Origin of the sequence: Escherichia sp. E3659 (genome assembly GCF_005781135.1) — a bacterium.
Taxonomy (GTDB): domain Bacteria; phylum Pseudomonadota; class Gammaproteobacteria; order Enterobacterales; family Enterobacteriaceae; genus Escherichia.
In genome coordinates this window covers 36,724-54,856 of sequence record NZ_VATQ01000046.1, presented here as the reverse complement: position 1 = coordinate 54,856, position 18,133 = coordinate 36,724, and the positions used below count along the sequence as shown (strand labels likewise).

Sequence of the window (18,133 nt, the reverse complement as noted above, 5' to 3'; positions counted from 1 at the left end):
CGTTTACGCCGCATCCGGCAGGTAACTCCCAATCTTATCGACGACGCCCCAGCTTCACCGCTTTCAGCACCACAAATTTATTATTCGTCGCAATAGTGGTGCAGTTGCCGAAAATTTTCTTCAGTTTGTGGAAGTAATCCAGGTGACGGTTGGCAACGATATACAGCTCGCCGTTGATTTTCAGGCAGCGGCGGGCGTGGTGGAACATCTCCCAGGCGACGTTATCGGTCAGCGCATGTTGCTGATGAAACGGCGGGTTGCAGAGCACAGCATTAAAGCGGAAAGGCTCCACGCCGGAGAGCGCGTTGTTGATCATAAACTCGCAGCGATCCAACGCCTCAGGCATGTTGGTTTCAACGTTCAAACGGCTGGAAGCAACCGCCATCGGCGATTCATCGACAAACACCACTTTCGCCTGCGGGTTTTTATCAAGTAGCGTCAGGCCAATAACGCCGTTACCACAGCCGAGATCGACAATCTCACCTTCGAGATTTTCCGGCAGATGCTGCATAAAGAAGCGCGCGCCAATATCAAGCCCGGTGCGGGAGAAGACATTCGCATGGTTGTGGATAGTCCAGTCAGTACCTTCCAGCTTCCAGCTAACGGTCTCCGGCGCATCGGCCAGCGTCGGCTCGTTGAAAGTGCAATTAATCAGGCGCGCTTTTTTCCATGCCAGCGTGGTGGTGGTCGGGCCGAGCACTTTTTCGAACAGTTCCAGCGTGGAAGTGTGAATGTCACGGGCTTTGGCACCGGCAATAATGCGTGTTTCCGGCGTGACCACTTTGCGCAGCGCACGCAGTTGCTGTTCCAGCAATGCCAGTGTTTTCGGCACTTTGATCAGCACCACCCCCGGCTGTTGCGGGTAGTCAGCGGTACTGTCGAGAAACTTCACGCTCGACTCATCAATCCCGTTGAGACGTAAATTCTCACGCGTCGCCAGTTCGCTAATATACGAATCGCCAATGCTGTACGGCTTATGTTCCGCCAGCGCACAGCTTAACGCGCCAAAAGCATCATTCAGGATTAACACCGGGCCGCGGATTTCTGTATCGTCCAACTGTTGCAGCAAATATTCATCCGCCGCTTCCCACGCCTGTAGCGGGTTAACGTCATCCGTCGCCGGAAAACGTTGTAGTGTCAGTGAACGGAAACCGTTGTCTAAGTGGCTCATCGGCCCTCCTGAATGATAAAATTTCGACGTTGCCCCTGAAAAGGGTGCGTGAGTATACCCTTTTTCTCTTTTTCGTGGGCGGTTATGAGCAATCTTACTTATCTTCAGGGTTATCCCGAGCAGCTGCTTTCCCAGGTGCGCACGCTGATTAATGAACAGCGTCTGGGCGATGTACTGGCAAAACGCTATCCGGGAACGCACAACTACGCCACCGATAAAGCCCTCTGGCAATATACTCAGGATCTGAAAAATCAGTTTCTGCGCAATGCCCCGCCGATCAATAAAGTGATGTATGACAATAAGATCCACGTGCTGAAAAACGCGCTCGGGTTACATACCGCTGTTTCACGTGTGCAGGGCGGCAAGCTGAAAGCGAAGGCGGAGATCCGCGTCGCCACCGTGTTTCGCAACGCGCCAGAACCATTTTTGCGCATGATTGTGGTGCACGAGCTGGCGCATCTGAAAGAGAAAGAACATAACAAAGCGTTCTATCAGTTGTGCTGCCATATGGAACCGCAGTACCACCAGCTTGAGTTCGACACTCGCCTGTGGCTGACGCAGTTGTCGTTGGGACAGGACAAAATCTGAAAATGATCGCAGGCGCTATCTTTTCCTCCTTTAGCGCCTAAAATCGACCTCCCCTCTATCGTTAAGGATAACGACCATGCTGCGCGCATTTGCCCGCCTTCTTCGCCGCATTTGTTTTTCTCGCCGGACTCCAAAAATTGCCTGTTTTCTGTTGCTTGTGGCAGGCGCGACGATTTTTATCGCCGATCGGGCAATGGTCAACGCCAGCCAACAACTCACCTGGAGTGACATCAACGCTATTCCGGCACGTAACGTGGGTTTATTGTTGGGAGCAAGGCCAGGTAATCGCTACTTTACCCGACGTATTGATACCGCCGCAGAGTTGTACCACGCAGGAAAAGTGAAATGGTTGCTGGTCAGTGGCGATAACGGACGTAAAAATTACGATGAAGCGTCAGGCATGCAGCAGGCTTTGATCGCTAAGGGCGTACCGGCAAAAGTGATCTTCTGTGACTATGCCGGATTCTCAACGCTTGATTCAGTGGTACGTGCCAATAAAGTTTTTGGGGAAAACCATATCACCATTATCTCGCAGGAATTTCATAACCAACGCGCCATCTGGCTGGCAAAACAGTACGGCATCGATGCTATCGGGTTTAACGCGCCAGACCTGAATATGAAGCACGGTTTGTATACTCAGCTGCGGGAGAAACTCGCCAGGGTTAGAGCGGTGATAGACGCAAAAATCCTCCATCGCCAGCCAAAATATCTCGGGCCGTCGGTCATGATTGGTCCGTTTAGTGAGCATGGTTGTCCGGCGCAGAAATAATGCGTATCCGCGCACGTCGAAGATGAAAAAGGCGTGCTACATTGACGGCAGAATCCCTTTATGGAGTATCCACGCGTTATGATACGTTTCGCTGTGATTGGTACGAACTGGATCACTCACCAGTTCGTGGAGGCCGCACATGAGAGCGGTAAATATAAGTTAACCGCCGTCTATTCCCGCAGCCTTGAACAGGCCCAGCATTTCGCCAATGAGTTTTCTGTCGAGCATCTGTTTACGTCGCTGGAAGCGATGGCGGAAAGCGATGCCATTGACGCGGTGTATATTGCCAGCCCGAATGCCCTGCACTTTTCCCAGACGCAGCTTTTTCTGAGCCATAAAATCCATGTGATTTGCGAGAAACCACTGGCGTCGAATTTGGCGGAAGTGGATGCGGCCATTGCCTGTGCGCGGGAAAATCAGGTGGTGCTGTTTGAAGCATTTAAAACGGCCTGCCTGCCTAACTTTCATCTGTTACGCCAGGCGCTGCCAAAAGTCGGCAAACTGCGGAAAGTCTTTTTCAACTACTGCCAGTATTCCTCGCGGTATCAACGTTATCTGGATGGTGAGAATCCCAACACCTTCAATCCGGCGTTCTCTAACGGTTCGATTATGGATATCGGCTTTTACTGCCTGGCGTCGGCGGTGGCATTATTCGGTGAACCGAAAAGCGTGCAGGCAACCGCCAGTTTGCTGGCAAGCGGCGTGGATGCCCACGGCGTGGTGGTGATGGATTACGGTGATTTCAGCGTTACGTTGCAGCACTCAAAAGTCAGTGATTCTGTCCTGGCGAGCGAGATTCAGGGCGAAGCGGGATCGCTGGTGATTGAAAAACTCTCTGAATGCCAGAAAGTCTGCTTTGTGCCGCGCGGCAGCCAGATGCAGGATCTCACTCAGCCACAGCATATTAATACCATGCTCTACGAAGCAGAGCTGTTTGCTGAACTGGTGGATGAGCATCTGATTAATCATCCGGGGCTGGCGGTCAGCCGCATCACTGCCAAACTGCTGACCGAGATCCGCCGCCAGACTGGGGTGATTTTTCCGGCAGATAGCGTAAAACAATAATGGTTACCGTAAAGCAGTGTAAAAGGCATGTAACAGACCATTGACTGGATGAATGGTCTGTCATACTTTGTTACCTGCAAAGGGGAGTAACTTCATTGCCGGTCGATCGTCATTACGATGTGTGAAAAACCACATCCGGTCACCGGGCAACCCGAAAGGTATACGCAGACATATTCCTTTGAGACTGATGACAAACGCAAAATTGCCTGATGCGCTACGCTTATCAGGCCTACATAGTTCCTGCAATCTTTTGAATTCGCATGATTTTGTAGGCGGATAAGGCGTTCATGCCGCATCCGGCATAAACGCAGGCACTTTGTCACCAATCTGAAAGGAATACGCAGACGTATTCCTTTTTTGTTGTAAGTGAGACCTTGCCGGAAGGCGAGGTCTATGCATAAAAAGCAGCGGCTGACGTCTTCCGATGTTGGCCGTTTTTTTATGTGTAAGGAACTTCTATGAATACTGTCGGCACGCCGTTGCTATGGGGCGGATTCGCTGTTGTTGTCGCCATTATGCTGGCTATCGACCTGTTGTTGCAGGGGCGTCGTGGCGCGCATGCCATGACCATGAAACAAGCTGCGGCCTGGTCGCTGGTGTGGGTGACCCTTTCGTTACTGTTTAACGCCGCTTTCTGGTGGTATTTAGTCCAGACGCAGGGGCGCGAAGTCGCGGACCCGCAGGCACTGGCCTTCCTCACCGGTTATCTGATTGAGAAATCGTTGGCGGTCGATAACGTCTTTGTCTGGCTGATGCTGTTCAGCTATTTCTCTGTTCCGGCGGCATTACAACGCCGCGTGCTGGTGTATGGCGTGCTCGGGGCGATTGTTCTGCGTACCATCATGATCTTCACCGGTAGTTGGCTGATTTCTCAGTTCGACTGGATCCTGTATATCTTCGGCGCCTTCCTGCTGTTTACTGGCGTGAAGATGGCGCTCGCCCATGAAGATGAATCAGGGATTGGCGACAAGCCGTTGGTGCGCTGGCTGCGCGGTCATTTGCGTATGACCGACACCATCGACAATGAGCATTTCTTTGTGCGTAAGAATGGCTTGTTGTATGCCACGCCGCTGATGCTGGTGCTGATTCTGGTGGAGTTGAGCGACGTGATTTTCGCCGTGGATAGCATTCCGGCTATCTTCGCCGTGACTACCGACCCGTTTATTGTGCTGACCTCAAACCTATTTGCGATCCTCGGCCTGCGTGCGATGTATTTCCTGCTGGCGGGCGTAGCGGAGCGTTTCTCGATGCTCAAATATGGTCTGGCGGTGATTCTGGTGTTTATCGGTATCAAGATGCTGATTGTCGACTTCTATCATATTCCGATCGCCGTTTCGCTGGGCGTGGTGTTTGGCATTCTGGTGACGACGTTTATTATCAACGCGTGGGTGAATTATCGGCATGATAAGCAGCGGGGAGAATGATTCGCTGTATATTAAGCCATTACCAGAGATAACTCATTCCAGACAAAGGTGAGCTATTAATTATGTAATCGGCTTATAGCTCTTTACAAAAAGACCGCACGGGTGTTGGTGGCGTCAAAATCGCCGAAGCGTTCCCTGGAGGCCGGGGCGACGCGCATGAATGCGCGGCGAGGGCGCATCTTACAGGGACGTTACCTTGCGCCCGACCCGGTAGCCGCAAGGGATAAGCTGAGGGAACCGCGCAGCGGCGATTTTGTTCGCCAGAGCCTGGGGGTGCAGGGGGCGGCGGCGATTGGCCGCTCCCTGCGCGCTCCCTGCGCCAGTGACTTTATATGGCATAGCACATTAAAGGAGCGCAACCGTTCTCATATTCCAAATAGTTTTGCCCATATGTTATCTAATCAGCCTTAGTAGCCAGTCCTTCCTTCTGTTTATGTCAAATAAATGTAACCATTAAGTTGCAAAACATGACCTCTCTTTAAAATCCAGCATTTTTCGCTTCCCGAAGCTGTAACTTTCCTTATACTCGACCTTGCAAACACTTTGTTACATCCTGAAAGATGCGTCGACAGAACGCACCAGGGATGTGCGACAACACAATGAAAGGATCGAAAAATGACTACGCAACGTTCACCGGGGCTATTCCGGCGTCTGGCTCATGGCAGCCTGGTAAAACAAATCCTGGTCGGCCTTGTTCTGGGAATTCTTCTGGCATGGATCTCAAAACCGGCGGCTGAAGCTGTCGGTCTGTTAGGCACTTTGTTCGTTGGTGCATTGAAAGCTGTAGCGCCAATTCTGGTGCTGATGCTGGTAATGGCTTCCATCGCTAACCACCAGCACGGGCAGAAAACCAATATCCGCCCTATTTTGTTCCTCTATCTGCTGGGTACTTTCTCTGCCGCGCTGGCTGCGGTTGTCTTCAGCTTCGCCTTCCCTTCTACCCTGCATTTGTCCAGTAGCGCGGGCGATATTTCCCCGCCGTCAGGCATCGTGGAAGTGATGCGTGGGCTGGTGTTGAGCATGGTTTCTAACCCTATTGAGGCTCTGCTGAAAGGTAACTACATCGGGATTCTGGTGTGGGCCATTGGCCTTGGTTTCGCTCTGCGTCACGGTAACGAAACCACCAAAAACCTGGTCAACGATATGTCGAATGCCGTTACCTTTATGGTGAAACTGGTGATTCGTTTCGCACCAATCGGTATTTTTGGTCTGGTTTCTTCTACGCTGGCAACCACTGGTTTCTCCACACTGTGGGGCTACGCACAACTGCTGGTCGTGCTGGTTGGCTGTATGTTACTGGTGGCGCTGGTGGTTAACCCATTGCTGGTGTGGTGGAAAATTCGTCGTAACCCGTTCCCGCTGGTGCTGCTGTGCCTGCGCGAAAGCGGTGTATACGCCTTTTTCACCCGTAGCTCGGCGGCGAATATTCCGGTAAACATGGCATTGTGTGAAAAGCTGAATCTGGATCGCGATACCTATTCCGTTTCTATTCCGCTCGGTGCCACCATCAATATGGCGGGCGCAGCAATCACCATTACCGTGTTGACGCTGGCTGCGGTTAATACGCTGGGTATTCCGGTTGATCTGCCCACAGCGCTGCTGTTGAGCGTAGTTGCTTCTCTGTGCGCCTGTGGTGCTTCCGGCGTGGCAGGTGGTTCTCTGCTGCTGATCCCGCTGGCCTGTAATATGTTCGGTATTCCGAACGATATCGCCATGCAGGTGGTTGCCGTCGGCTTTATCATCGGCGTATTGCAGGACTCCTGCGAAACCGCGCTGAACTCTTCAACTGACGTGCTGTTCACCGCAGCGGCGTGCCAGGCAGAAGACGATCGTCTGGCAAATAGCGCCCTGCGTAACTAATACTTAGCCCCTTTCGTCTACGGCGGAAGGGGTTTTCTCCACTTTAAACGGATCAATTCCCCTTCTCTGCATACGCCAGAAACGAATGATATTCAGGCCATTCATCAGCAGAAAACTGCCTTCAATCATCGTGCCACCAATCGACCCGGCCCAGATGTTGTGAGTTAACCAGCAACAAGTAGAAAACCACATCACGCAGCGCATGGTCAGTCCTTTAAAGCGAAATAGCGCCCAGGTACTGACAATCGTGCCAATGACCGGCAGCAGCTCTATCGGATGATGGAACTTCGCCAGACCAACTCCACCCGTCAGCACGATGAAGATCGCCATTATCCATAAACTACGGGTACGCAGAGTAATTAATGTACGGATAGCATTGAGGATTGAGCTGGCCCCCGCCGGGAAGACGCCCATCAGGAAAAAATGTATGCCAATAAATACGCTATAGATGGAAAGCTGAATTTTGAAGCGACGTTCATCGCGGTTGAAGAATGTTGTAATACCAATCAGAAAGGCGATGACACCCACGCCCTGGGCCAGCCAATACGCGGTCATGATAAATCCTTAGCAGGTATGGAAAAGCAAACGGCGCTTCACATTATGAAACGCCGTTTTTTATTCACAACTTATTTCGACTTTACAGCGTTACGCCGCTTTTAAAGATCGCCAGTTCGCGGAAGTCGTTACGCTCGTTGCAGGTTTGCTTACCGTTGGCAAACTCAACGATGGTATCGATAAATTCTTCCAGCAACTGCGGCATCGCTTTACCGTGGATCAGCTGACCCGCGTCAAAGTCGATCCAGTGTTTTTTCTTCGCCGCCAGTTCACTGTTGGTGGCGATTTTCACCGTCGGTACAAATCCGCCGTACGGCGTGCCGCGACCGGTACTAAACAGCACCATGTGGCAGCCCGCACCCGCCAGGGCGCTGGTCGCTACGGCATCATTACCCGGCGCGCTTAACAGGTTCAGCCCTGGTGTTTTCAAACGTTCGCCGTAGCGCAGCACGTCTACCACCTGGCTGGAGCCCGCTTTCTGCGTACAGCCGAGAGATTTATCTTCCAGCGTGGTGATACCACCCGCTTTGTTCCCCGGCGATGGGTTTTCGTAGATCGGCTGGTCATGGGCAATAAAGTACTGTTTGAAGTCGTTGACCATGGTGACCAGTTTTTCAAACGTCGCTTCATCGCGACAATGGTCCATCAGTAACTGCTCTGCACCAAACATCTCCGGCACTTCGGTCAGTACGGTAGTACCGCCGTTAGCGATGACGTAATCAGAGAAACGCCCCAGCATTGGGTTAGCAGTAATACCGGAAAGACCGTCAGAACCGCCGCACTCCAGACCAAACTTCAGTTCGCTGAGTTTGCCCGGCTCGCGTTTATCGTTGCGCATGACGTTATACAACTGATGCAAATGCTCGATCCCGGCTTCAATCTCATCATCCTGCTGTTGGCAGATCATGAAATGAACGCGTTCAGGATCGATATCGCCCAGCGTTTCACGGAAAGCATCAACCTGGTTGTTTTCACAGCCCAGACCAATGACCAACACGGCGCCTGCGTTCGGATGACGCACCATGTTTTGCAGCATGGTGCGGGTATTAATGTGATCGTCGCCCAGCTGCGAGCAGCCGTAGGTGTGGCTGAAGAGGAACACGCCGTCGGTACCTTCAGCGTTGTTCGTCTCTTTCAAAAAACGGTTCTGGATCTGTCGCGCGATGCCGTTGACGCAGCCCACGGTCGGCAGGATCCACAACTCGTTACGTACCCCGACATCACCGTTAGCGCGACGATAGATCTGCACTTCACGATCTGCCGCTTGCGCAGGCAGATCCTGAAAATCAGGTTGATAGCGATACTGATCCAGATCGCTCAGATTCGTGCGCGTATTGTGGGCGTGAACGTGTTCCCCCGCCGCAATATCCGCCAATGCATAACCAATCGGCAGGCCATATTTGATGACGTTGGCCCCTTTTGCGATATCCGTTAACGCAAATTTATGTCCACGAGCAACATCCTGGCGCAGCGTTACGGTCTGGTTATCGACACTGATTTCTGTGCCTTCAGCCAAATCCGCTAAAGCGACCGCGACGTTATCCAGCGCATGGATCTTGATGTATTGCATATCAACCCCAGACCTTAGTTCAGTTCAATGGCGAAGTAGTCACGCGCATTGTTAAAGCAAATATTTTTCACCATCTCGCCCAGCAGGTTGATGTCCGCCGGTGCTTCGCCCGCTTCCACCCAGCGGCCAATCATCTGGCACAGAATGCGGCGGAAGTATTCGTGACGGGTGTATGACAGGAAGCTACGGCTGTCAGTCAGCATACCGACAAAGCGGCTCAGCAGACCGAGCTGCGCCAGTTGGGTCATCTGACGTTCCATACCGTCTTTCTGATCGTTAAACCACCAACCGGAACCGAACTGCATTTTGCCTGGCATACCTTCGCCCTGGAAGTTACCGATCATGGTGCCCAGCACTTCGTTATCGCGCGGGTTCAGGCAGTAGAGAATGGTTTTCGGCAGCAGGTTTTCTTCATTCTGCTTGCTCAGCAACTTAGACAGCTCTTCCGCCATCGGACGGTCGTTGATGGAGTCAAAGCCTACATCCGGCCCCAGCAGTTTGAACTGACGCAGGTTGTTATTACGCAGCGCACCGATGTGGTACTGCTGTACCCAGCCGCGACGTGCGTATTCGGCGCCCAGGAATACCAGCACCGCAGTTTTGAACTGTGCGACTTCATGCTCACTCAGGGTTTCGCCAGCCAGACGACGTGCCAGGATGCTGTCCAGTTCCGCTTCGTTCGCTTCGGCAAACATCACCACGTCCAGCGCGTGGTCAGACACTTTACAGCCGTGAGCCGCGAAGTGATCCAGACGTTTGGTCAGGGCAGTTTGCAGGTCTGCAAAGCGGCGAATGTCGGTATCGGAAACTTCACCCAGCTTCGCCATGTAGTCGTTAAAGGTCGCCTGTTCAATGTTGAAGGCTTTATCCGGACGCCAGCTCGGCAGCACTTTAATAGTGAAAGAGCCGTCTTTGGCGATCTCTGCGTGATGTTCCAGAGAGTCGATCGGGTCGTCGGTGGTGCCGACCATTTTCACGTTCATCTGCTGCATGATGCCGCGCGCGGAGAATTTGTCCTGCGCCAGCAGTTCGTTACATTCGTTCCAGATTTCATCCGCGGTAGACGGAGACAGCAGTTTGCCAGTGATGCCAAACGGACGACGCAGTTCGAGGTGCGTCCAGTGGTATAACGGGTTACCGATCGTGTGCGGAACGGTCGCCGCCCAGGCATCAAACTTCTCACGGTCAGATGCATCACCAGTACACAGGCGCTCAGCAACACCATTGGTACGCATTGCACGCCATTTGTAGTGGTCGCCTTTCAGCCAGATGTCATACAGATTCTTAAAGCGATAGTCTTCTGCGATTTGCTGCGGCGGTAAATGGCAGTGGTAGTCGAAAATCGGCTGGTCTTTTGCGTAGTCGTGATACAGACGGCGGGCAAATTCAGTATCTAACAGGAAATCTTCAGTCATAAACGGAGTCATTATCGTCTTCCTCTCAACGAGTGAGCTAGCTTGCTTAGGGTGCGATGCTGACAAAGTTATCACACCAATTTCCAGAGCCCGAAGATATTTTCGTGAGTTAGATCAATAAACGTAGTTAAAAAAATTACTCTCAAAGTGGTAAATCCCTCTGCAAGCCGCGCCAGTTCTGGCTTCGCTCTCATCCAGTAATGCCCCTACAAATATTCCCACATTTGTGATGGCTCTCACCTTTTAAAGTTGTATGACAAGTTATCTTTCTGCCGTCGCGAATCATAAGTCGACGGAATGCAAATTGCCGATTCATTCATTTGTTAGATGGATTGGGTTGACCGGTACGGAAGCCGAATTAGCACGAAACTTTCATGGCAGCGTTCGGGGTGTACCGGTTTTTTTTCGGTCATCCGGTCGTAACTAACATCCTCTGCCCCAGGCAGGATGATGACCGCGCTTATTGCGGATATAACAAAACGATGAGGTTTTACATGCGTAAAATTAAAGGGTTACGTTGGTACATGATCGCATTGGTGACGCTCGGCACCGTGCTCGGTTACCTGACGCGTAACACTGTGGCGGCAGCTGCACCAACTCTGATGGAAGAGTTAAACATCTCCACCCAACAGTATTCCTACATCATCGCAGCCTATTCTGCTGCATATACGGTCATGCAACCTGTAGCGGGTTATGTTCTGGATGTTCTGGGGACAAAAATCGGTTACGCAATGTTTGCCGTGTTGTGGGCGGTATTCTGTGGCGCAACTGCACTGGCTGGTAGCTGGGGCGGTCTGGCGATTGCCCGTGGTGCGGTAGGTGCGGCAGAAGCAGCGATGATCCCTGCAGGTCTGAAAGCCAGTTCCGAATGGTTCCCGGCGAAAGAACGCTCCATCGCAGTAGGTTACTTTAACGTTGGTTCCTCAATTGGTGCGATGATTGCGCCGCCGCTGGTGGTATGGGCAATCGTCATGCACAGCTGGCAGATGGCATTTATTATCTCCGGTGCGTTGAGCTTTATCTGGGCGATGGCATGGCTGATTTTCTATAAACATCCACGCGACCAGAAACATCTGACCGATGAAGAACGTGACTACATTATTAATGGTCAGGAAGCCCAGCACCAGGTTGGCGCGGCGAAGAAAATGTCCGTTGGTCAGATCCTGCGTAACCGTCAGTTCTGGGGTATCGCATTACCGCGCTTCCTGGCTGAACCGGCCTGGGGTACCTTCAACGCGTGGATCCCGCTGTTCATGTTTAAAGTTTACGGCTTTAACTTGAAAGAGATCGCGATGTTCGCCTGGATGCCAATGCTGTTTGCTGACCTTGGTTGTATCCTCGGTGGTTACCTGCCGCCACTGTTCCAGCGTTGGTTTGGTGTGAACCTGATTGTTTCCCGTAAGATGGTGGTAACACTGGGTGCGGTACTGATGATTGGCCCAGGTATGATCGGTCTGTTCACCAACCCGTATGTCGCGATTATGCTGCTGTGTATCGGTGGTTTTGCTCACCAGGCACTGTCTGGCGCGCTGATTACCCTCTCTTCTGACGTGTTTGGTCGTAACGAAGTGGCAACGGCGAACGGTCTGACCGGGATGTCTGCATGGCTTGCAAGTACGCTGTTTGCGCTGGTTGTAGGTGCACTGGCTGACACCATCGGCTTCAGCCCACTGTTCGCAGTGCTGGCAGTGTTCGACCTGTTAGGTGCGCTGGTTATCTGGACCGTGTTGCAGAACAAACCGGCGATTGAGGTGGCGCAGGAAACACATAACGATCCCGCACCGCAACATTAACGCTAAATGTAAGTTTTAGTTTCCCTTCAAAGCCGCCTTCTCAGGCGGCTTTTTCACCACTGCGAGTAGAGCTAAGCTCGCAAAAGTGGTATAACAAATATAGTCTGCCGTATCATGCCTGGAGCGCATATGGAAATCACTGAACCACGCCGTTTGTACCAACAGCTCGCCGCTGACCTGAAAGAGCGCATCGAGCAGGGCGTCTATCTGGTGGGTGATAAACTGCCCGCCGAACGTTTTATTTCTGATGAAAAAAACGTCAGCCGCACCGTGGTTCGTGAAGCCATCATCATGCTTGAAGTTGAGGGCTATGTAGAAGTACGCAAAGGCTCGGGAATTCATGTGGTTTCCAACCAGCCTCGCCATCAGCAGGCGGCAGACGCGAATATGGAATTTGCCAATTACGGTCCGTTTGAACTGCTCCAGGCTCGTCAACTTATCGAAAGCAATATTGCCGAGTTTGCTGCAACCCAGGTAACGAAACAGGACATCATGAAACTGATGGCCATCCAGGAACAGGCGCGCGGCGAACAATGCTTCCGTGATTCCGAGTGGGATTTGCAGTTTCATATTCAGGTCGCATTAGCGACGCAGAACTCTGCACTGGCTGCCATCGTTGAGAAAATGTGGACCCAGCGTAGTCATAACCCGTACTGGAAAAAATTGCACGAGCACATTGATTCCCGTACCGTCGATAACTGGTGTGATGACCACGATCAGATCCTCAAAGCGTTGATACGCAAAGATCCTCATGCCGCCAAACTTGCAATGTGGCAGCATCTGGAAAATACCAAAATTATGTTGTTTAACGAAACCAGTGACGATTTCGAATTCAATGCCGACCGCTATTTGTTCGCCGAGAATCCTGTCGTTCATCTGGATACTGTGGCCAACAGCAGCAAATAAACTCCCATTTCTGACAGGCGCAGCAACGCGCCTGTTCGCTTTATCAGTAAGCGAAAAGTATAAAGTGTCAGCCTGTGTAAATCCTCTCGCCACCCTCCTCTGCAATCAGCAAAATCAGACTCCACGGACATGTAATTTTGATAACGAACAACGTTGACCTTTGTTACAATTAGATTCAATTTGAATTTATGCTATTAAATGTATTCTTATCTCACGTTTTAACAGGGAATAGTTCAGGCCGTATTGGTGTCTCGACCCGCAATATATACAACAACAGCAATAACCTGACGGGTGTGCATCATTTAAAACCGGCGTGGCGTTAACCGATTCACCAGGAATAATGAATGGAACTTTTGACCCAATTGCTGCAAGCCCTGTGGGCGCAGGATTTTGAAACCCTGGCCAATCCGTCGATGATTGGCATGTTGTATTTTGTCTTGTTTGTGATTTTGTTCCTCGAAAACGGCTTGCTTCCAGCGGCCTTTTTACCAGGCGACAGCTTACTGGTGTTGGTTGGTGTATTGATTGCCAAAGGCGCAATGGGTTACCCGCAGACTATTATGCTGCTCACTGTTGCGGCCAGCCTCGGTTGCTGGGTCAGCTACATACAGGGGCGATGGCTGGGAAACACCCGCACCGTACAAAACTGGCTATCCCATTTACCTGCGCACTACCACCAACGCGCACACCATCTTTTTCATAAACACGGTTTATCTGCGCTGTTAATTGGTCGCTTTATCGCATTTGTCAGAACATTACTGCCGACCATTGCCGGACTGTCAGGGCTGAATAACGCCCGCTTTCAGTTCTTCAACTGGATGAGTGGCCTGCTGTGGGTGTTGATCCTGACAACCTTAGGTTACATGCTCGGCAAGACGCCGGTATTTTTGAAGTATGAGGACCAGCTGATGTCATGCCTGATGCTGCTCCCGGTGGTACTGCTGGTGTTCGGCCTGGCAGGTTCTCTGGTTGTTTTATGGAAAAAGAAATATGGAAATCGGGGGTAAAGGATGCAAATACCTCGCATGTCGCTTCGCCAGCTAGCCTGGTTCGGCGCTGCTATATTGCTGGCTGGCACGCTGCTGCTGGCCTGGTCTGCGGTTCGTCAACAAGAATCCACGCTGGCGATCCGCGCCATTCATCAAGGGACGACGATGCCGGACGGTTTTTCCATCTGGCATCACCTAGACGCTCATGGCATTCCTTTCAAAAGCATCACCCCTAAGAATGACACACTGTTGATTACGTTTGATTCCAGCGATCAAAGTGCCGCCGCCAAAGCGGTCCTCGACAGAACATTGCCTCATGGCTACATCATTGCGCAGCAGGACGATAATAATCAGGCCATGCAATGGCTGACCCGGCTGCGGGACAATTCTCATCGCTTCGGATAACTTCCTGTTATCCGAAACATATCACTCACTTTGGTGATTTCACCGTTACTGTCTATGATTAATAAGGCGGTGGTTAATACCACCGCCTCGTTGTCTGGACAATCGTTCCTCTGTAATGGGTCCGAGTCACAATGGAAGGTTCAAGAATGAAATACCGCATCGCTTTAGCTGTTTCTCTTTTTGCTCTTAGTGTCAGTAGTTATGCCACTACCCTTTGTCAGGAAAAGGAGCAAAATATCCTTAAGGAGATCAGCTATGCCGAAAAACATCAAAACCAGAATCGTATCAACGGCCTGAACAAAGCCCTTAGCGAAGTGCGGGCGAATTGTTCAGATAACCAGTTGCGTGCCGATCATCAAAAGAAAATCGCGAAGCAGAAAGATGAAGTGGCAGAACGCAAACATGATTTAGCCGAGGCGAAACAAAAAGGCGATGCGGATAAGATTGCTAAACGCGAACGGAAACTGGCAGAAGCGCAGGAAGAGCTGAAAAAGCTGGAAGCGCGCGACTACTAATCCCCAATAGTTAATACTTACTCACCTGGAGAAAACTATGTCGAAAGAACACACTACGGAACATCTGCGTGCTGAGTTGAAATCCCTATCCGATACGCTGGAAGAGGTGCTTAGCTCCTCTGGCGAAAAGTCAAAAGAAGAGCTGAGTAAGATTCGTAGCAAAGCGGAACAGGCTCTGAAACAGAGTCGCTATCGTCTGGGTGAAACCGGTGATGCGATTGCTAAACAAACCCGTGTCGCGGCGGCGCGTGCCGATGAGTATGTGCGTGAAAATCCGTGGGCGGGAGTTGGTATTGGCGCAGCCATCGGCGTGGTGCTGGGCGTTCTGCTGTCGCGTCGTTAATTATGGCGGAAACTCATCACGCGCAAGGGCCCGGTAAAAGCGTTCTGGGCATCGGGCAGCGAATTGTCACCATCATGGTCGAAATGGTGGAGACGCGTTTGCGGCTGGCGGTGGTTGAGCTGGAAGAAGAAAAAGCCAATATCTTTCAGCTTTTACTGATGCTCGGCCTGACGATGCTTTTCGCTGCATTTGGTCTTATGAGCCTGATGGTGCTGATTATCTGGGCCGTTGATCCGCAATATCGCCTGAATGCAATGATTGCCACCACTGTGGTGTTGCTGCTTCTGGCACTCATCGGCGGTATCTGGACGTTACGCAAGTCGCGCAAATCCACCTTGTTGCGCCATACGCGTCACGAACTGGCAAACGATCGACAACTTCTCGAGGAGGAGTCCCGTGAGCAGTAAAGTCGAACGTGAACAACGTAAGGCACAACTGCTTCGTCAGATCCAGCAGCAACGGTTGGATCTTTCCGCCAGTCGGCGTGACTGGCTGGAGGCAACGGGTGCCTATGATCGCCGCTGGAATATGCTGTTGAGCCTACGTTCCTGGGCGCTGGTCGGCAGCAGCGTGATGGCTATCTGGACTATTCGTCATCCGAATATGCTGGTCCGCTGGGCCAGGCGCGGTTTTGGCGTCTGGAGTGCGTGGCGTCTGGTTAAAACCACCCTCAATCAGCAACAGCTTCGCGGTTAACTTCCTCTCTGGCCGGAACTACTCCGGCCTTATCCCTCAAATTTTTTGAAAAAATTTGACAGTTTTCCTTGCTAACAATCACCATTCACCACGTTTATGATTCTCTCCATCGACAGCAATGACGCTAATACCGCGCCCTTGCACAAAAAAACAATCAGCAGCCTGAGTGGCGCAGTGGAGAGTATGATGAAAAAATTAGAAGATGTTGGTGTACTGGTAGCGCGTATTTTAATGCCGATTCTGTTCATTACCGCAGGCTGGGGAAAAATTACTGGCTACGCGGGTACTCAACAATATATGGAAGCAATGGGCGTCCCGGGCTTTATGCTGCCGCTGGTGATTCTGCTTGAGTTTGGTGGTGGTCTGGCAATCCTGTTTGGTTTCCTGACTCGCACCACCGCGCTGTTTACCGCTGGCTTTACACTGTTGACGGCGTTTTTATTTCACAGCAACTTTGCCGAAGGCGTCAACTCGCTGATGTTCATGAAAAACCTGACAATTTCTGGCGGATTCCTGCTGCTGGCGATTACCGGACCGGGCGCGTATAGCATCGACCGTCTGCTGAATAAAAAGTGGTAAGCACGCGCTATACTTAACGATAAAAAACGAGGGGGAAACTCCTCGTTTCAGATTGTTGACAAAGTGCGCGTTGTTCATGCCGGATGCGGCGTGAACGCCTTATCCGACCTACAAAAACATGCAAATTCAATATATTGCAAGAACCTCGTAGGCCTGATAAGCATAGCGCATCAGGCAGTTTTGCGTTTGCCATCAGTCTCAAACGAGGAGAAACGCTCCTCGTTTTTGCTATTGGAGGAGAGAAAAATGGGTCAACTGATTGACGGCGTCTGGCATGACACCTGGTACGATACCAAATCCACTGGCGGTAAATTTCAACGTTCAGCTTCCGCATTTCGTAACTGGCTCACTGCCGATGGCGCGCCTGGCCCCACTGGCACAGGCGGTTTTATCGCAGAGAAAGATCGTTATCATCTCTATGTTTCACTCGCCTGCCCGTGGGCGCACCGCACGCTGATCATGCGAAAACTCAAAGGACTGGAACCGTTTATTTCCGTTTCCGTAGTGAACCCGCTGATGCTGGAAAACGGCTGGACATTTGATGACAGTTTCCCGGGTGCAACCGGCGACACGCTCTATCAACATGAATTCCTGTACCAGCTTTATCTCCACGCTGATCCACACTACAGCGGACGAGTTACTGTCCCCGTGCTGTGGGACAAAAAGAATCACACCATTGTCAGCAATGAATCAGCAGAAATCATCCGCATGTTCAATACTGCGTTTGACGCACTGGGCGCAAAAGCGGGTGATTATTACCCCCCTGCTCTGCAAACTAAAATTGACGAACTTAACGGCTGGATATACGACACCGTAAATAATGGCGTCTATAAAGCTGGTTTTGCCACCAGCCAGGAAGCGTACGACGAAGCGGTGGTGAAAGTGTTTGAATCGCTGGCGCGACTGGAACAGATATTAGGGCAGCATCGCTTCCTGACGGGTAACCAGTTAACCGAAGCCGATATTCGCCTGTGGACCACGCTGGTTCGTTTTGATCCGGTGTATGTCACCCACTTCAAGTGCGATAAGCACCGTATCAGCGATTACCTGAATTTGTATGGCTTCCTGCGCGATATCTATCAGATGCCGGGAATAGCCGAAACCGTCAATTTCGACCATATCCGTAATCACTACTTCCGCAGCCATAAGACCATCAACCCAACGGGAATCATTTCGATTGGCCCGTGGCAGGATCTCGATGAACCGCACGGGCGGGATGTTCGCTTCGGTTAAACAAAGGCACCCTTCGTGGTGCCTCTGGTTGTTGGCTAAGTGCGTGTTGTTATGTCGAATGTGGCGTGAACACCTTATCTGACCTACAAAACATTGTACATTCAATATATTGCAGAACCCGCACAGGCCAGATAAGCGTAGCGTATCTGGCGATTTTGCGCTTGCCCTTATCCTTCACAGCGCCTTATTAATTCATCGCAGTAATATTTACTGCAAATTCATTCATGTCTATTCTTAATTTGCTGCTTTAAAAACAA

The 18,133-nt window shown here is 51.3% G+C and carries 20 protein-coding genes; 16 read left to right on the top strand and 4 right to left on the bottom strand.

What is annotated here, in order from left to right:
* Window positions 1–34: 34 nt before the first annotated feature.
* Window positions 35–1,171, bottom strand: a complete 1,137-nt coding sequence (gene rlmG, locus FEK47_RS22875; RefSeq protein WP_135487215.1) for a 23S rRNA (guanine(1835)-N(2))-methyltransferase RlmG — start codon at window positions 1,169–1,171, stop codon at window positions 35–37.
* 84 nt (window positions 1,172–1,255) lie between these two features.
* Here rlmG and FEK47_RS22870 point away from each other — a divergent pair, with 84 nt between their 5' ends.
* The 6 genes from FEK47_RS22870 to sstT all read left to right on the top strand — a co-directional run bounded on the left by FEK47_RS22870 (window position 1,256) and on the right by sstT (window position 6,877).
* Entirely contained in the window at window positions 1,256–1,759 is a 504-nt protein-coding gene (locus FEK47_RS22870; RefSeq protein WP_130218261.1) for a M48 family metallopeptidase, read from the top strand.
* A 76-nt stretch (window positions 1,760–1,835) separates the two neighbouring features.
* Window positions 1,836–2,528, top strand: a complete 693-nt coding sequence (locus tag FEK47_RS22865; protein WP_130223868.1) for a vancomycin high temperature exclusion protein — start codon at window positions 1,836–1,838, stop codon at window positions 2,526–2,528.
* A 78-nt stretch (window positions 2,529–2,606) separates the two neighbouring features.
* Window positions 2,607–3,593: a Gfo/Idh/MocA family oxidoreductase gene (locus FEK47_RS22860; RefSeq protein ID WP_130218265.1), complete on the top strand. Its 987-nt coding sequence runs from the start codon at window positions 2,607–2,609 to the stop codon at window positions 3,591–3,593.
* Window positions 3,594–4,051: 458 nt separating this feature from the next.
* Window positions 4,052–5,017 carry a TerC family membrane protein Alx gene (gene alx, locus FEK47_RS22855; protein ID WP_130223864.1) on the top strand — a complete coding sequence of 322 codons (966 nt, stop codon included), beginning with the start codon at window positions 4,052–4,054 and terminating at the stop codon, window positions 5,015–5,017.
* 108 nt (window positions 5,018–5,125) lie between these two features.
* Window positions 5,126–5,428 (top strand): hypothetical protein, encoded by a 303-nt coding sequence (locus FEK47_RS25255; protein WP_138183382.1) that lies wholly within the window; start codon window positions 5,126–5,128, stop codon window positions 5,426–5,428.
* 204 nt (window positions 5,429–5,632) lie between these two features.
* Window positions 5,633–6,877: a serine/threonine transporter SstT gene (gene sstT, locus FEK47_RS22845; RefSeq protein WP_135487213.1), complete on the top strand. Its 1,245-nt coding sequence runs from the start codon at window positions 5,633–5,635 to the stop codon at window positions 6,875–6,877.
* Window positions 6,878–6,880: 3 nt separating this feature from the next.
* On the opposite strand, the gene FEK47_RS22840 is transcribed toward sstT, so the two are convergent.
* From FEK47_RS22840 to uxaC, 3 genes are all read right to left on the bottom strand, one after another.
* Window positions 6,881–7,432 carry a YgjV family protein gene (locus FEK47_RS22840; protein WP_135487212.1) on the bottom strand — a complete coding sequence of 184 codons (552 nt, stop codon included), beginning with the start codon at window positions 7,430–7,432 and terminating at the stop codon, window positions 6,881–6,883.
* Window positions 7,433–7,514: 82 nt separating this feature from the next.
* Window positions 7,515–9,002 (bottom strand): altronate dehydratase, encoded by a 1,488-nt coding sequence (gene uxaA / locus FEK47_RS22835; protein WP_130218271.1) that lies wholly within the window; start codon window positions 9,000–9,002, stop codon window positions 7,515–7,517.
* A 14-nt stretch (window positions 9,003–9,016) separates the two neighbouring features.
* Window positions 9,017–10,429, bottom strand: a complete 1,413-nt coding sequence (uxaC, locus tag FEK47_RS22830; RefSeq protein ID WP_053292087.1) for a glucuronate isomerase — start codon at window positions 10,427–10,429, stop codon at window positions 9,017–9,019.
* Between the two features lie 482 nt (window positions 10,430–10,911).
* On the opposite strand from uxaC, the gene exuT reads away from it, so the two are divergent.
* The 10 genes from exuT (at window position 10,912) to yqjG (ending at window position 17,876) form a co-directional block, all read left to right on the top strand.
* Window positions 10,912–12,210 carry a hexuronate transporter ExuT gene (exuT, locus tag FEK47_RS22825; protein WP_130218273.1) on the top strand — a complete coding sequence of 433 codons (1,299 nt, stop codon included), beginning with the start codon at window positions 10,912–10,914 and terminating at the stop codon, window positions 12,208–12,210.
* Window positions 12,211–12,339: 129 nt separating this feature from the next.
* On the top strand, window positions 12,340–13,116 hold the full coding sequence (gene exuR, locus FEK47_RS22820) for a transcriptional regulator ExuR (RefSeq protein WP_064529587.1): 777 nt from the start codon (window positions 12,340–12,342) through the stop codon (window positions 13,114–13,116).
* Between the two features lie 344 nt (window positions 13,117–13,460).
* Window positions 13,461–14,123: a DedA family general envelope maintenance protein YqjA gene (yqjA, locus tag FEK47_RS22815; RefSeq protein ID WP_064529586.1), complete on the top strand. Its 663-nt coding sequence runs from the start codon at window positions 13,461–13,463 to the stop codon at window positions 14,121–14,123.
* Window positions 14,124–14,126: 3 nt separating this feature from the next.
* Window positions 14,127–14,510 (top strand): EnvZ/OmpR regulon moderator MzrA, encoded by a 384-nt coding sequence (gene mzrA / locus FEK47_RS22810; protein ID WP_130210390.1) that lies wholly within the window; start codon window positions 14,127–14,129, stop codon window positions 14,508–14,510.
* A gap of 146 nt (window positions 14,511–14,656) precedes the next feature.
* Entirely contained in the window at window positions 14,657–15,025 is a 369-nt protein-coding gene (gene yqjC, locus FEK47_RS22805) for a DUF1090 family protein YqjC (protein WP_130210388.1), read from the top strand.
* 37 nt (window positions 15,026–15,062) lie between these two features.
* Window positions 15,063–15,368 carry a YqjD family protein gene (locus FEK47_RS22800; protein WP_064529583.1) on the top strand — a complete coding sequence of 102 codons (306 nt, stop codon included), beginning with the start codon at window positions 15,063–15,065 and terminating at the stop codon, window positions 15,366–15,368.
* Between the two features lie 2 nt (window positions 15,369–15,370).
* Window positions 15,371–15,775: a phage holin family protein gene (locus FEK47_RS22795; RefSeq protein ID WP_130223850.1), complete on the top strand. Its 405-nt coding sequence runs from the start codon at window positions 15,371–15,373 to the stop codon at window positions 15,773–15,775.
* The gene (locus FEK47_RS22790) at window positions 15,765–16,064 is read left to right on the top strand and encodes a YqjK-like family protein (RefSeq protein ID WP_130218279.1); all 300 of its coding nucleotides are present in this window, start codon (window positions 15,765–15,767) and stop codon (window positions 16,062–16,064) included. Before FEK47_RS22795 ends, FEK47_RS22790 begins: the two co-directional genes overlap by 11 nt.
* Before the next feature lie 186 nt (window positions 16,065–16,250).
* Entirely contained in the window at window positions 16,251–16,643 is a 393-nt protein-coding gene (locus FEK47_RS22785; protein WP_000732240.1) for a DoxX family protein, read from the top strand.
* Between the two features lie 246 nt (window positions 16,644–16,889).
* Window positions 16,890–17,876 (top strand): glutathionyl-hydroquinone reductase YqjG, encoded by a 987-nt coding sequence (gene yqjG, locus FEK47_RS22780; RefSeq protein ID WP_135487211.1) that lies wholly within the window; start codon window positions 16,890–16,892, stop codon window positions 17,874–17,876.
* The last annotated feature ends 257 nt before the right edge of the window (window positions 17,877–18,133 follow it).

Coding starts and splice junctions, on each gene's coding strand:
- FEK47_RS22870 (WP_130218261.1), top strand. CDS start 1,256: ATGAGCAATCTTACTTATCTTCAGGGTTATCCCGAGCAGCTGCTTTCC.
- exuT (WP_130218273.1), top strand. CDS start 10,912: ATGCGTAAAATTAAAGGGTTACGTTGGTACATGATCGCATTGGTGACG.
- yqjA (WP_064529586.1), top strand. CDS start 13,461: ATGGAACTTTTGACCCAATTGCTGCAAGCCCTGTGGGCGCAGGATTTT.
- uxaA (WP_130218271.1), bottom strand. CDS start 9,002: ATGCAATACATCAAGATCCATGCGCTGGATAACGTCGCGGTCGCTTTA.
- yqjC (WP_130210388.1), top strand. CDS start 14,657: ATGAAATACCGCATCGCTTTAGCTGTTTCTCTTTTTGCTCTTAGTGTC.
- FEK47_RS22865 (WP_130223868.1), top strand. CDS start 1,836: ATGCTGCGCGCATTTGCCCGCCTTCTTCGCCGCATTTGTTTTTCTCGC.
- FEK47_RS22860 (WP_130218265.1), top strand. CDS start 2,607: ATGATACGTTTCGCTGTGATTGGTACGAACTGGATCACTCACCAGTTC.
- sstT (WP_135487213.1), top strand. CDS start 5,633: ATGACTACGCAACGTTCACCGGGGCTATTCCGGCGTCTGGCTCATGGC.
- FEK47_RS22840 (WP_135487212.1), bottom strand. CDS start 7,432: ATGACCGCGTATTGGCTGGCCCAGGGCGTGGGTGTCATCGCCTTTCTG.
- rlmG (WP_135487215.1), bottom strand. CDS start 1,171: ATGAGCCACTTAGACAACGGTTTCCGTTCACTGACACTACAACGTTTT.
- exuR (WP_064529587.1), top strand. CDS start 12,340: ATGGAAATCACTGAACCACGCCGTTTGTACCAACAGCTCGCCGCTGAC.
- FEK47_RS22795 (WP_130223850.1), top strand. CDS start 15,371: ATGGCGGAAACTCATCACGCGCAAGGGCCCGGTAAAAGCGTTCTGGGC.
- alx (WP_130223864.1), top strand. CDS start 4,052: ATGAATACTGTCGGCACGCCGTTGCTATGGGGCGGATTCGCTGTTGTT.
- uxaC (WP_053292087.1), bottom strand. CDS start 10,429: ATGACTCCGTTTATGACTGAAGATTTCCTGTTAGATACTGAATTTGCC.
- FEK47_RS22785 (WP_000732240.1), top strand. CDS start 16,251: ATGAAAAAATTAGAAGATGTTGGTGTACTGGTAGCGCGTATTTTAATG.
- yqjG (WP_135487211.1), top strand. CDS start 16,890: ATGGGTCAACTGATTGACGGCGTCTGGCATGACACCTGGTACGATACC.
- FEK47_RS22800 (WP_064529583.1), top strand. CDS start 15,063: ATGTCGAAAGAACACACTACGGAACATCTGCGTGCTGAGTTGAAATCC.
- mzrA (WP_130210390.1), top strand. CDS start 14,127: ATGCAAATACCTCGCATGTCGCTTCGCCAGCTAGCCTGGTTCGGCGCT.